This window comes from Emticicia sp. BO119, assembly GCF_013912375.1.
In the GTDB taxonomy this organism is placed as follows: Bacteria; Bacteroidota; Bacteroidia; order Cytophagales; family Spirosomataceae; genus Emticicia.
The window spans coordinates 517,749-531,460 of record NZ_JACETV010000001.1 but is presented as its reverse complement, the minus strand read 5'-3'; the positions used below and the strand labels follow the sequence as shown (position 1 = coordinate 531,460).

The 13,712-nt window shown below is 37.9% G+C and carries 10 protein-coding genes; 4 read left to right on the top strand and 6 right to left on the bottom strand.

Translation table 11 applies throughout. The features are described 5' to 3' along the window. Positions 1-42 precede the first annotated feature (42 nt). The 5 genes from H1R81_RS02320 to H1R81_RS02300 form a co-directional block, all read right to left on the bottom strand. The gene (locus tag H1R81_RS02320) at positions 43-975 is read right to left on the bottom strand and encodes an alkaline phosphatase family protein (protein ID WP_181839062.1); all 933 of its coding nucleotides are present in this window, start codon (positions 973-975) and stop codon (positions 43-45) included. 38 nt (positions 976-1,013) lie between these two features. Then, on the bottom strand, positions 1,014-3,206 hold the full coding sequence (locus H1R81_RS02315; RefSeq protein ID WP_181839061.1) for a penicillin acylase family protein: 2,193 nt from the start codon (positions 3,204-3,206) through the stop codon (positions 1,014-1,016). A gap of 126 nt (positions 3,207-3,332) precedes the next feature. Then, a complete protein-coding gene (locus tag H1R81_RS02310) occupies positions 3,333-5,909 on the bottom strand; it encodes a phosphocholine-specific phospholipase C (protein ID WP_181839060.1) in 2,577 nt (858 codons plus the stop codon). Positions 5,910-6,052: 143 nt separating this feature from the next. Continuing rightward, on the bottom strand, positions 6,053-7,051 hold the full coding sequence (locus tag H1R81_RS02305) for an alpha/beta fold hydrolase (protein WP_181839059.1): 999 nt from the start codon (positions 7,049-7,051) through the stop codon (positions 6,053-6,055). 209 nt (positions 7,052-7,260) lie between these two features. Then, a complete protein-coding gene (locus H1R81_RS02300; RefSeq protein WP_181839058.1) occupies positions 7,261-8,349 on the bottom strand; it encodes an arginyl-tRNA--protein arginylyltransferase in 1,089 nt (362 codons plus the stop codon). Positions 8,350-8,629: 280 nt separating this feature from the next. On the opposite strand from H1R81_RS02300, the gene H1R81_RS02295 reads away from it, so the two are divergent. From H1R81_RS02295 to H1R81_RS02280, 4 genes are all read left to right on the top strand, one after another. Beyond that, positions 8,630-9,067 (top strand): VOC family protein, encoded by a 438-nt coding sequence (locus H1R81_RS02295; protein WP_181839057.1) that lies wholly within the window; start codon positions 8,630-8,632, stop codon positions 9,065-9,067. A gap of 144 nt (positions 9,068-9,211) precedes the next feature. After that, positions 9,212-9,619 (top strand): DUF1801 domain-containing protein, encoded by a 408-nt coding sequence (locus H1R81_RS02290; RefSeq protein WP_181839056.1) that lies wholly within the window; start codon positions 9,212-9,214, stop codon positions 9,617-9,619. Positions 9,620-10,027: 408 nt separating this feature from the next. Then, a complete protein-coding gene (locus H1R81_RS02285) occupies positions 10,028-10,411 on the top strand; it encodes a VOC family protein (protein ID WP_181839055.1) in 384 nt (127 codons plus the stop codon). Between the two features lie 339 nt (positions 10,412-10,750). Next, positions 10,751-12,919, top strand: a complete 2,169-nt coding sequence (locus H1R81_RS02280) for a hypothetical protein (RefSeq protein WP_181839054.1) — start codon at positions 10,751-10,753, stop codon at positions 12,917-12,919. 61 nt (positions 12,920-12,980) lie between these two features. Here H1R81_RS02280 and H1R81_RS02275 read toward each other — a convergent pair whose 3' ends face one another. Continuing rightward, positions 12,981-13,697, bottom strand: a complete 717-nt coding sequence (locus tag H1R81_RS02275; protein WP_181839053.1) for an HXXEE domain-containing protein — start codon at positions 13,695-13,697, stop codon at positions 12,981-12,983. Between the last annotated feature and the right edge of the window lie 15 nt (positions 13,698-13,712).

Here is a 13,712-nt window from a genome sequence, read left to right as displayed (position 1 = left end):
ATTAAATGCAGTATTACAATAGAGTTGATGGATATTACCATCCTATCGGAAATACTTCTTTAATCTCTTATTTTTCTTCTTTAGAATCAGTTCAGGCAAAAGCCCCGTCCATGAGTCCGGAATTTCTTTCAAGCCAAAAATATTGGCAATTGCCAGCGATGTATTTTTATTACTGTTCGGAAAATCAACCAACCCTAAATGATTGAATTGTGGGCCTGTGGCACCCCATGGAACCTGCATCTCTGACATAGAAACACCACCATGCCCGGTTGGAATACCACCATGATCTGCAATCAGAATAAAGTGCGTATCATTATAGAGATTATCCGCTTTTAATTGATTCATCAGTTTACCAATCGCTACATCTGCTTCTTCAATGGCAGTTATATATTGCGGCGACAGCCATTTATAGTCATGTCCTGCGTGGTCTATATGCACAGTATATAAAAATACCATTGTTGGCTCTTTCTTGTTTGCTACAATAAAATCAAATGCTTTCTGATAATTATTGGTAAACTCAAAATTCTCTTCAAATGATATTTCATCAAGGTATTTCTGATTGAAAGATTTAATGAGATTAGCCCAGTTATAATAAAATCCTGTTTTTACATGGGGTACCTGATCTTTGAGTAATTTAAATATTGATGGATAAAAACCCTCCTGATCTGCTTCTATCGGTTGTAACTCATGCTTGTCTATTGTCCAGTTATTATTCACCACACCATGTTCTTCAGGGCCTGCACCTGACAAATGGCTGGTCCAGTTTGGCATAGTTACAGACGGCATTACAGGCCGGGTTGTAAGAGACAATACACCATCAGCTATCAGTGCATCAATATTAGGGTGCTTTGCTGTTTTATACCCTTCAGCACCAAAACCATCAAGCCCGATAACAATAACTCTTTGGGCTGAAAGTTTATTTGAGACTAAAGAAAAAAGTAGTAGAAGTAAACCAATTATTTTATTGGATTTCATAGCAATACGGAATATAGAATGGTAATTAAATTAAAAATCTACTCGCCCGGATGATAACTCTTCTCAGCATTTCTCAACACATCTTCTTTATAAAACAGCACCTCTTTAAACTGTCCTTTGGTGTACATTTCGGCCTGGTCTTTAAAATGTGGCGATTTCGGATCTCCGCTCTCTCCTCCTGCCAGTAATGATTTTGCTTTGATTTTAGGCCCGAATTCTACAGCACAGATAAAACTATTGCCACTGATGCCATACCTTTTTTTGGTATTCGGATACACCCTGCTATTATAAGATGGTAACATACCCCATAAGGCAGAGGCATATCCCATCGGGATACTGGGCTGTGAATCATCGTATTTACCTTGCAAATCTCCAGTCAGCCGTTGAAAACGATTAATTTCACCCCAGGGTTTCTGCCATGTGCCATACTTATTTGTTAAATCTTTAACAGCCTGAGCAAAAGGTTTAATGAGTTGTTCGGGTGTGGCCGTCATAGCAAATTTCTTTGTGCGGGTTACCTGGTCATCTTCGCCTTCATCAATATAAATCTTTTGTATTTGCCCACCTAATTTCTGAGCCCATTCTATTGCCATTGTTGTTTCAACAGAATTTTCTCCTGTACGATAATCCCACTTCTTCAATAGCATGATAGGGTCAATTAATTGATAATACAAAGTATCATGCTTCTGTGCACTTATTTCAAATGATTTAACCAAGGCTGGCACTAACACTTCAAATGCAGACAGATAGGTATCATAACCTGCGGCAATTACCTTATCAATCGTAAAACTACTTCCATTTCCTAATACTCTTGCAGCATTTACACCTCTGAAATTCTCTCCATCAGGTGCCATATAGGCTGGATAATCTGACTTTTTGGGGCTATTTTCACCCGCCACTGTAAAAGGCGTAGAATTACAGTTCTGCAACCATCCATTCGCCGGATTATACGAATGGACTGATTCATTTACGCTATGTAAGCCCCTCCACTCCGTTGTGCTCACACTTCCATCAACAGGGTTCGACCAGTTGATTGATTTATCCCTAACAGGCACATAATTGCCATGCCAATAGGCAATGTTTCCTTTATTATCGGCAAAAACTGTATTATTAGAAGTATTGGCTTTTAAATCCATTACTTTCTTGTAGTCTTCAAAACCCTTTGCTTTTGTGCGTTTCCAGCTTTGTATCAGGCTCACCATTGAGCGATTATAAGACCTCAGACTAAGCCATTTATCATCACGTTTGGCTATCACCGGACCATGATGCGTAAAGTAAGTAGTAAATTCTCTGGTTTGTAGTTGTCCGTCTTTCAGATATCTGACCACAATTTTCTTTTCAGTAACGGGTTTTTGTTGCCCATCATATTCATAGAAAAATTTGTTACCTTTTTTGGAAATTTTCTCAGCATAAAGGTCTGATACATCAACCGCGCTTGAAGTATGCATCCAGCCACAATAAGGGTTAAAGCCCTGATAAACAAAGAATTGCCCCCATGTTACAGCACCATATACATTCAGACCTTCTTCACTAACCACTTGTACTTCAGGCCGGAAATAAAACGTGACATGAGGATTAATATATAAAATAGCGTTACCCGAAGCCGTTTTTGATGGAGCGAGTGCAAAACCGTTTGATCCGGTCTGATTCTCTGGATCTTTAGGTTCATCAACATAAGAAACTTTATCGCCAGAATAGAAATTTTTCAGCTCACTTATGGTTGCATCAGCCGTGCTGATAGCTCCTATACTTCCATCAGTCCATAAAAGAGCGTACCACGGTTTAAAAAGCGTAAGCATGGCTGGTTTTACTTCAGGGTGCTTAAAGAGGTAATAATTAATGCCATCGGCATAGGCGTTCATCAGTTTTTTCAACCAAACTTCTGCTTTATTATAATCGGCAATGGCTTCTGTGGTATCAATCAGTAAACGTATTTGTAAATCATTATATAGCTCCGGCTCACCTTTCAATTCAGCCATTCTGCCCAGTTTTTCAATGTAGTTCATTTCTACTCTCTTGAAATCATCTTCACATTGGGCATATAAGAGACCGAATACTGCATCTGCATCGGTTTTTCCATAAACATGAGGTATTCCCCAGTTATCGCGAACGATAGTAACCCGTTGAGCTTGTTGTTCATAACGCCTGATCTCGGCGGCCGTAAAAGAATTAGTAACTTTCTGAGCAAATAAAGAAACAGGCAATAGTAACAAGAAAACAAAAAGCTTCATATCAGTAGTTTGTTTAGATGATTTTTGCCTCCCAAAGTACATAAATAATCTGATTCTGCCAATTCAGGTTTTAGATTATAGACCAAAAGGGCTTGTAGCACGATGTGAAAACATGCTACAATTTAATCAGGCCACTACCCTCCCCATAGCAGGGTCAGTAAAACTTGATTTTCCTGTTTCAACGTGTCCTGCATAGCGTTTTTCAAAGGAGTCATTGCCATTTACTTTTATGCTGAAATCATACCAGCTAAAACTCCTGGTAAGGTCAACTATTATAGTTGCGCTGCCTCCTGCCATAACAGTTTTGTTATGAGTACCATTTTTATAGGATTGATCAATGATTTCAATGCTTACCGGACTCTGTGTATTCAGGTTCTTTATTTTTACTTCAATATTACCTGTTAGTTTTTTAGAACTACCTTTCATACGTTGGTATTCACAACTGATTTCTAATAAAGGGTCATTAGCATTGCCTTTAAATTCTCTCATATACCCGTTAGGGCCATAGGTTATCAGATGATAGTGCTCGTTTTCAAAGTTATCCAATGCCCATTCGTCTGAGAGCTGATCGCCATTAGCTACTGCATAATTCCACGTTCTTATATCTTCCCAACCTGTTTGCTGATTATTCTTATCTCTTACTGCATACTTACCAGGTGCATATACAATGAAAGGAGTTCCACCTGATTGCTTACCAAAAATTTCGTCAGACGATTGTAAACTCATGGCGAAACTCTTTTTATCCGCAGTCAATTTCCCCTCAACATAAGACTGATACGGTATAGGCATTGCTTTTCTGATACCCGGCTCCTGCTTCGGCAAAATACCCAGATCTTTTCCCGAATTTAACTCTACTATCTCGGTCTCGTTTAGCTTCTTGAAATTTGAAGGCAGCCCTTTAAACCTGGCATTGTAAACAGTTTTGATAAAAGGTTCTTTCTCAACAAACGTAGGCAGTTTGATTTTCTCTCCGTTATAAGGCTCAAAGCTTGAGGTAAGATCCCCGCAAATAGTCCTGCGCCATTCGCTGATATTGGTTTCTCTGATATTTTTACCAGTTTTATGGTTCAGGAATTTCTCCAAAAACTGTAAGACAGAGGTATGGTCAAAGACTTCTGAACAAACGTTTCCACCACGGCTCCAGGGTGATGCAATTACCATCGGTACGCGAAAACCTAAACCTATCGGACTTGCACGCGAATCCTTTTCCGGATTAGTACGTTTGCGTTTGAGCTCCTGGGCCAGGCTCACCTGCTCTACTCCGGCATTTATACCACTTGATACTTTTCCCGTATGTACCTGATGCGGATTTGGCGGAACAAAAGGTGGTACATGGTCAAAATAACCATCGTTTTCATCGTAGGTCAAAATAAAAATAGTCTTTTTCCATACCTCCGGATTTTTCGTCAGTATTTCCATTACTTCAGATAAATACCAGGCACCATACCAGGGTGCACCTGGATGGTCGGAAAAATTCTCAGGTGCAACAATCCAGGATACCTGTGGTAATTTCCCAGTACTTACATCTTCCCTGAACTGATACAAAACGTCTCCTTTTGGCACCTGCACCTGACGTTTCACTCCATTATCTTCATACTCCAAAGTAGTCAGTTCATGATAATGCGGGTCTTTTCTATTATTAGTAAAAGCTTTTCTATGTATATTTTTATGAAACTCTGATAACGCCTCAAACTTTTCAGGCTTCCAGTCTTCTAATTCTTTTTTAGCTCTGATCAGATATTCTTCTTTCTGATCTAAATCCTTTTTTGCTTTATCATACTCTGCAGTACCTGCCGTAAGAGTACCAAGTTTTATGTTGGCAGTTGCAATTTGCTCGGGCAAAAGCTTTTCCATTTTTTGCAGATACTGGTAAAATTCAGGATGAAATTTTACATGGTATTGCTCAAACCATTCAATCGGACTATCTGTAAAATTAGCCAACCAGGCATCTTCTTCCCCTTCTAAACCTGTATCAAGACTAATTTCATTCTGATAGATTTTCCATGAAATATCATTCTCTTCCAATCTTTCCGGGAAAGTCTTCCAGCGCGCCCATCTATCATAATCCACATCTTCATTTTTTACATTGGCTTTTGAGTTTTCATTCTGTTCCTCCCTGATAGTCCCCGTCCATAAATATAACCTGTTAGGTGTTGTACCCGTCAGCGAAGAGCAGAAGTTCTGGTCACAAACCGTAAAAGCATCAGCCAAAGCATAATAAAACGGAATATCTTCACGGTCATAATAACCCATCGTCAAAGGCATTTTCTTAAAATCCTTATTACCTGATTGCTTTACATCTAACCATTTATTGTATTTACCTTCATTACGTGCATCTACCTGATTCTCCCATGAATGTGGTAAAGAGCTCATCCAGGTAGCTTTGGTATCTTTTAAATCAAGTCTGAACGGTGCATAGGTTTCTCCGGCGGCATTGGGTTGCAACCATACTTTGTTCTTATTAGGAAGAGAGATAGCCCTTGGGTCGTTGAAGCCACGAACACCTTGTAAAGTACCGTAGGAGTGGTCAAATGAACGGTTTTCCTGCATCAGAATCACTACGTGCTCGGCATCAAGATAAGTACTCCCCGTTTTGGGGTCAATAGATAAGGCTTTCTGAATGACAGGAGGTAACACTCCGGCTAATCCGGTACCGCTCGCTAAAATCGCTGCTTTCTGAATAAATTCTCTTCTTGTCTCCATAAAGGCTGTCGAAGTATTAGGGTGAGTTTAGTATAAAATGAGTTGTAAATATAAAACTAATAATGGCTTCTGTCTCCGAACAAACCCAATTATTAACAATATCTTTACTTTCCTAAATTATACTTCTAAAACTCATTGATGGGCTATTCATTCAGAAAATCTAACAATGGGGTAATAAATTTATCGAATGCCTCAATATGTGGCAGATGCCCAACCCCTTCAATTGGCACTAATTTACTATTGGCAATCTTAGCCTGAGTAAGTTTGCCTAATTCAGGATAATTACCCATAGTGGCTTGTAACTCTTTTGAAACCCTGTCTTTCCCAATAGCAGTTCTGTCTCTTTGACCGATGATTAATAACGTTGGGGTTTTTATTTTATCAAATTCATACGCCACCGGTTGGGTCATAATCATATCAGAAGTAAGCGCCGAATTCCATGCAATGATTGAATAATCTTTATTCAAAGTCCAGCCGGCCAAGGGTGCCAGCCACTCTTCATAAGCAGATTTCCATTGACCATCATAATAATTAGTTTGCTGATATTTTTTTAGTGTTTGGTATGTCTGTTTCAACTCCTTCTGATAGGCTTCATCAATAGTCTGATAAGGCACTTTGAGTTTATAATCTTCCAGACCGATGGGATTCACCAAAATAAATTTTTCAACCATATCTGGGCACATTAATACAAAACGAGTAGCGAGCATCCCTCCCATTGAGTGACCTAAAACGCAAAGTTTTCTAATACCCAAGTCGTCCAAAATCTGTTTGGTGTTCCTGGCTAAATCCTGAAAGGAATATTGGTAATTTAAGGGTTTAGAAGATTTGCCAAAGCCTATCTGGTCAGGAATGATTACTCTATAGCCTGCTTTTGTTAAAACTTCTGTAGTCTGTCTCCAATATGCTCCATTGAAGTTTTTTCCGTGCAGAAGCATTACTACTTTTCCGTTGGCTTTGTCGGGCTTCACATCCATGTAAGCCATTTGCAATTCCTGCTTTTGAGAATTAATAGTAATATACTTAACAGGAAAAGGGTATTTATAATTTTCTAAATTCAGATCGGATACCTTAACCTGTGCATACGTAATCTTTACCAGAAGAAACAATAAATTAATTAGAAAAAGATGAGATTTAGTTTTCATTCTATGCTTTATAATATGTGTGATGATTTACACAAAGCCCAAAATAATGTGCCAGCAGACATTTTTTAAACAGAAATAAATAGAATGAACAATTCAGAACCAAAAATTTGAGAAGTATGTACTTGAGCAAGTTCACTATCATTCGCCAAAATGCACATGACAGATAACAAAAAATCCTGACAAAAATAAAACCTTTACATTTTGGTTTCCTAAGCTTCACGCAAAACCAAATCAAAAATATAAAACTCTCCGACAGAATTTTTTCTTAGCGCAGTAGTAATAACTTTCACCATCACTTCAATAGAAGAAGTAGAATACAATACTTTCGAAAGTTGTAGTAAATGTGTATTAAACCGTGTTTTATCTTTCTGCTCAAACATCGTTTCGTAAATACAGTGGTAGGTTATAAGATGATATTTTTCATCTCTCAGATCGTAGACCACAATCGGATTAGAAGTATTGTTACCAAAGCATAGCAAAAAAACAGGAAAATCGAAAAGCCGCAAACCATTCAGACTATTGATTAAATCGGCATCAAAAAACTCGTAAAACTGAAAAACGCTGTTTACTCTTTCATTCTTAAGTGCATTTTGCAGGTTATACAGTTTAATCATCATTATGTCAAGTGGGATCGCCTCATAGCTGAATTGCTCAATAGGCATCCACATACCAGTTACTAAATCCAGATATTCTAATGACTTTTTTGCTAAATCTAATTTATAATCAAATAACGGATACCCCGGTGCAAAATATCCTAAATAAAAAAAATCAAGCCCTCTTTTCTTCGAAAAATCCATTTTCAGGAACATAAGGTATTTACCAAGACTATGTTTTTTATAATCAGGATCATAAAAGCAGGAAATTCCTGCTGAGGTACTCTCACCTAAATCAAAAAAGCCACAGGCTATAAGTTTTGGGCCATCATAAATACAAATCTCTAAGGTCTCGTAAATATCATTAACACCATGCCCATATAACAATTGCTGCAAATTAGGAGCTGTATCGAACGAAACATGATCCTGATACTTTTCAAAGAGCATTTCTTTTGTATCGTCAATAGAGGCTTCCTGTATCTTTACTTTAAACCTCGAATTAAATTTCTGGAGTTTTAGCTGTGTTTTAGAGGGTTCAAAAGTACGCAAGTCAATACGTAACCAGATGGCACTGTAAAATATCTCTTTAAATTTCAGGAAATTGGTGGTAAAAATAGCCTGCCCCATTCTGAACCACCCATCTTCAAGGTGGACATCTAAGTCTTTGGGTTCGATTGACGAGGGATAATATAATTCGGCTAACATGGGTAGGTATTAATTCAGCCCTTAAACTACTCATAAAGGAATAAAATTCAAAAGGCTCAAAAAAATAACAAAAATTGATATAATAAAATTCTGTTTAAATAGGTCTTTCTGATACCTGATAAGATAACATAAACTTAAACGACATCCAATTTAATTTTGATAATTTTATGCTATTTTTGATTGTAAGAACCAGGCTGCTAAATCAGGTTTATTAACGGCGAACCTATCTAATGTGTTAACAGGCAAGTTTCAATTTTTCACTAATTTAAACAATAAAGAAATGACTACCGTAAATGTTTATCTCACTTTTGAAGGCAATTGCGAAGAGGCCTTTAATTTTTATAAGTCAGTATTTGGTGGTGAATTTGCAAGTGTAAACAGATTTAAAGAAATGCCTCCGCAAGAGGGTATGGAAATGCCCAAAGAGGATGGAGATAAAATAATGCATATCAGCTTACCTATAGGCCCGCAAACTATTTTGATGGCTTCTGATACAGGTGGGCAATGGGCAGGAAAGACCGTTTTTGGCAATAATTTTTCTTTATCTATCAACACTGATAGCAAAAAAGAAGCTGACCGCCTGTATAATGAACTTTCAGTAGATGGGATACAAACAATGCCTATGAACCAGACATTCTGGGGTTCGTATTACGGTATGTTTACAGATAAATTTGGTATTAACTGGATGGTTAGTTTTGATGAAAGAACCACTCATTAAGATTATTATATCAAATTTATCAAAGATGCCGGAGATTATACTTCGGCATCGCTATTTTTAATGATTCCATTAAACATTTCTTAGGTTTCATCATAAACTGAATCTGAAACTGACTATCTTTAAATCCATCAAATCATAACAATCATGAAAGCAAAACTATCTGAAAAAGAACAAGTAACCGAGCATATCCTGAAGCTTGAACCTACATTAGCTAAAGTTACAGAAACTTTACGGCAAATCATTTTAAGCACTGATCAGGAAATATCAGAACGGATTAAATGGAACAATCCAAGCTTCTACTATACCGGGCCGATGCAGGAATTTGACCCCAAGGAATATAAACGCGATATAATAGTGATGAACCTCTTTAAAGGCCGAATCATGCTTGTATTTCCGAGTGGTGCTAAAATTAATGATAAATCAGGGTTGCTTGAGGGCGATTTTAAAGATGGCAGACGCACTGTTGTATTCAGAGACTTAGCTCATGTTTTTGAGAAACAAGGTGAGTTACAAACAATAATCAGAAATTGGTTACAATTGGTTGAGAAATAAGATTTCTACTGTATATAGTTAATATTCCATTTACTTCCTGTTATTATTATCACAATATTCATGTGATGAAACATAACTTAATAGTTATCATCATACTTTGCTTTTTTCAATGCCTTTCTGTCCAGTGCTGTTCTCAGATAAGTATTTTATGTTAGCACGTCTTCCCTACTAATTTTTATTTTACATTTCCCCACTTTTTAAAATAGCCCGCAAATCCCTGGTCAATGTAGTTTAAAAATACTACAGGCTTCTCCATTAATCCATCAAAATAATTAAAAAAAAATCCCAAGGTTTGTCCGATTTTAAAAGGCTCAAACGTCATAGCTGCATAAAACAAAGGAATAGCATTACCCACTCAAATCTATCAAAAATTCGAATACAGTAATTAACAATTAAACTCACAAAACAATGACAGCACAAGAAAACACTTTGAACTGGTTTGAAATTTCAGTTTCAGACATAAGCCGGGCCGTTAAATTCTATGAAAGCATTTTCGGAATCGAGTTACATCAACAAGAAATGATGGGTATGCAAATGGCCTTTTTCCCATCTGAAGATATGAATGGAAAAGTATCAGGCGGATTAGTACAAGGCCCTATGCACAAACCAAGCGCAGACGGTGCTAAAATTTACCTGAACGGAAATCCAGACCTAACAGTTGTTCTTTCGAAAATTGAACCAGCAGGAGGTAAAATTGTTATGCCCAAAACCAAAGTATCTGACGAAATCGGTTATATGGCATTTTTTGTTGATTCTGAAGGGAATACTGTTGCTTTGCATTCAAATAAGTAATGACATGGCAAGAATTGAGACGAATTTTTAAATAACCGAATTGGCCATCTAAGGAGAGCTTCTTTGATAGTAGGGAGGCTCTTTTTTTTATTTTTGACACATATGCAAACCACTAAGCCGTTTAAAATCTTAGAATCTGGATTGATACAAACCACAGATTACTCCTAATAAAGATAGTTTTGAAAGTTTATTGCTTAATCAGGTATCCATATTAAACTCTTCACAGATTTACCTGTAAATAACCGGAGTAAAATCTTCTGTAGAACAGAAAATTTGAGCCATCTTTGCATATGCAATTTTACCGATTGTTTTATTAATAGTAAAATAAAGAATATCGTTATGGGTACAAAAGTTATCTCTCTATTTATAGCATTGGCGTTTCCGGCAATTTTTTGTGGTTTTGTAACAACTTATTCCCCTATTGAAAAAGTTCTGGAGAAAAAAGGCGAGAACAAAATTGTTTACAATAAAAAGAAACATAGCATGACATTATCATGGACAGCTTTCGGTTCTTCAGGGCCTTATATAATCACAAGAGGAGGCAGTCGTCTGGCATCAGATTTTGTATCTGTTGGTTCAACTTCAAAGCTGACATATACTGATAAAAAGCCCAATGCCGATAAGTATGAAAACTACTATAAAATCACCCGTGACACCATAACCATAATACTATCGCTCGAAAATCAGATTTTTGGAAACAATATCTATTTCTACGATAGAAAACACGAAAAAGCCGAAACAGCACGCATAGAAATTAATTCGCAATTTAAAACTTGCGGTCTGGCTGGAGCAAACGGAGAGTGGACAACCAAACGTCAGGCATATTATTTCAAACCCAATATTAATGGCCAGACCTACGATTCAGGTGGATCAGGTTCTGCTTCATCGGCAGATGCTAACTCAATAGAATTAGGATTCTATTCTCATTTAGGCGGTTTAGGCAAATCACCGGGCGATGTAAAACTGGGCTCTGTATTTACAAGACCTCACCTTTCGGGTGGGGCAAACGCTACTTGTACATTCTGGCGTTCAATGGAAAACGTTACCGTTATGAGGGATTTTGCCTGGACGGTTTCCCAATCCACCAGTGCCCGACGAATGCAGATTGAAAGCACTTCCAAATATATTTCAGATGTTGGCAGCAACAACTTCTGGGGTAGCGGCGGTTTTATAGCCGACTCCAGATATACAACAACCAGACCCAACTGGGGTGGACAACAACAATGGTACACCAGAAATACTGTTTTCCCAGAAGGCTCTACAGCGATGGGAGGTTCCTATAATATGGTCTGGCAAGGTTGCATCAATGCTCCTCAGGCAAATGATGTTAACACCACAATTCCTTCAACACCAGTTATCAGAGAAAAACCGTACCTTTTTTTAGATACTGATGGCGAATACAAAGTATTTATTCCTGCATGGCAAAAAGATAGAGTGGGGATTTCCTGGTCAGAAACAGATATGGGCATGGGTAAAATACAGGATTTATTGACCGACTGGTACATTGCCAAAGAAGGCGATACCGATGTAGAAATCAATAATGCCTTGAGAGCCGGCAAAAATATATTCTTCACTCCTGGGCATTATGCATTAAATGCACCTATTCAAGTAAATAGAAAAGATGCCATACTGCTTGGTACAGGTATAGCCTCCGTTACGCTTGAACCTACTGAGAAAAATATCTGGGGCTGTATTTATGTTGATGACAAGGACGGAATTATCGTTGCCGGACTTTTAATGGATTCATTCAATAGTACTACTTATCAAATCAGAGTTGGTAACGAAGACGCCAAAGCAGACCACTCGACAAATCCTATTTTGCTAACTGACATTACTTGCAGAGTAGGTGGTGTTCAGTCAAAAAATATTCAGATACATGCTTCTATGCAACTCAGCAGCAATAATGTGGTGGGCGACCACTTCTGGCTGTGGCGCGCCGATCATGGCTCACAACGTGGTGGAAATCTACGCTGGACAAGAGACCGATGTAAAAATGGATTGATTGTAACCGGCGATGATGTTACGTTGTATGGGCTATTTGCCGAACACTATCAGGAATATGAAGTTTTATGGTTGGGCGAGCGTGGCAGAACCTATTTCTTACAAAACGAACCGCCTTACGATGCCCCAAATCAACCAAGCTGGAGCAGTCAGGGAGGTCGGGTTGATGGTTATGCAGCCTATAAGGTAGCTAATAAAGTAAAGCAACATCAAGGTATTGGCATGGGTTCTTATGCAGTTTTCACCGGAACTGATGGCAAAGTGAATAAAAGCAATGGCTTTGAAATACCCAATAGCCCGAATGTAAAGCTTGAAAAAATGTGCATCACTCGTTTTGCAGGCCCGGGTCAGATTCAGAATGTTATCAATGGTATTGGTGGTAGCACAGCAACGGGTGTAAAACGTGTGGCGTTATACAATAATGGTACGGGCACTCAACCTTACGATGAAACATTTGATTTGCCCAATCGTGAATCGTATCCAGCTTATATTTTGATGGAGAAGTAGATAAGAGAATATGTCGGTTGAGTAGTAGTGGATTTTTATAAGATGATATTTCAAATAAAACTTACCTCTTTATCAATCTTTCAGCAATCAAGGTCAGGAGAAGTAATAATATCGCATTAAATATTTGAATCAAAATCAAAAGAATACTGCTTATTCTTCCGGTTAAAAATGCTACCAATGAACTCATTAAAATGGCGTGCAATATAAGCCCTAAGATAATCAATACTACTATTGATGCATAAGGGAGTTTGCCTTTACCAAAGCAAGCATAGCCTACCCAAACAGATATTGGTAAAAAGAGGATAAGTGCCGTAAAAGCCCCGGGGCCATAGCCTGTACCAATAAGCAAAGGTAGAATATGGATTAAGCCATTTATAAAAATAACACTATAGATGGCAAGACCAGTCAAAGGATGCTGGCGACTCATTATTGCTCCCAAAGGAACAATAATCCAGAATAATGTTATATTGACCGCCAGGTAAAATGCAGGCGGGACACTACAATCTGTAATACCAAGCACTTTTGTGACGGTATTACAGAATTGTTCGGGAAAGGCATGAATATGGCCATTCAGGTCTATACCATACTCCTCGCCATTATGAATCAGATAAGCCGTAAAGCCCAACCATGAAAGCCAGGTTATGTCTTGCCATTTTGAAATTTCATGGTTTGAACGAAAAAGGTTAGTCCTAAAAAGCAGAATTAGCATAATAGCTGCACCTGCTATTCCTATCCATGGGAAATTAAGGTCAAACCAATGATAATTGTCTGGCTGCATTTTGTTTCAATAATT

Bases quoted from the DNA above. Each gene is read 5' to 3' on its own strand.
- H1R81_RS02320 (WP_181839062.1), bottom strand. From the start codon at position 975: ATGAAATCCAATAAAATAATTGGTTTACTTCTACTACTTTTTTCTTTA.
- H1R81_RS02315 (WP_181839061.1), bottom strand. From the start codon at position 3,206: ATGAAGCTTTTTGTTTTCTTGTTACTATTGCCTGTTTCTTTATTTGCT.
- H1R81_RS02310 (WP_181839060.1), bottom strand. From the start codon at position 5,909: ATGGAGACAAGAAGAGAATTTATTCAGAAAGCAGCGATTTTAGCGAGC.
- H1R81_RS02305 (WP_181839059.1), bottom strand. From the start codon at position 7,051: ATGAAAACTAAATCTCATCTTTTTCTAATTAATTTATTGTTTCTTCTG.
- H1R81_RS02300 (WP_181839058.1), bottom strand. From the start codon at position 8,349: ATGTTAGCCGAATTATATTATCCCTCGTCAATCGAACCCAAAGACTTA.
- H1R81_RS02295 (WP_181839057.1), top strand. From the start codon at position 8,630: ATGACTACCGTAAATGTTTATCTCACTTTTGAAGGCAATTGCGAAGAG.
- H1R81_RS02290 (WP_181839056.1), top strand. From the start codon at position 9,212: ATGAAAGCAAAACTATCTGAAAAAGAACAAGTAACCGAGCATATCCTG.
- H1R81_RS02285 (WP_181839055.1), top strand. From the start codon at position 10,028: ATGACAGCACAAGAAAACACTTTGAACTGGTTTGAAATTTCAGTTTCA.
- H1R81_RS02280 (WP_181839054.1), top strand. From the start codon at position 10,751: ATGGGTACAAAAGTTATCTCTCTATTTATAGCATTGGCGTTTCCGGCA.
- H1R81_RS02275 (WP_181839053.1), bottom strand. From the start codon at position 13,697: ATGCAGCCAGACAATTATCATTGGTTTGACCTTAATTTCCCATGGATA.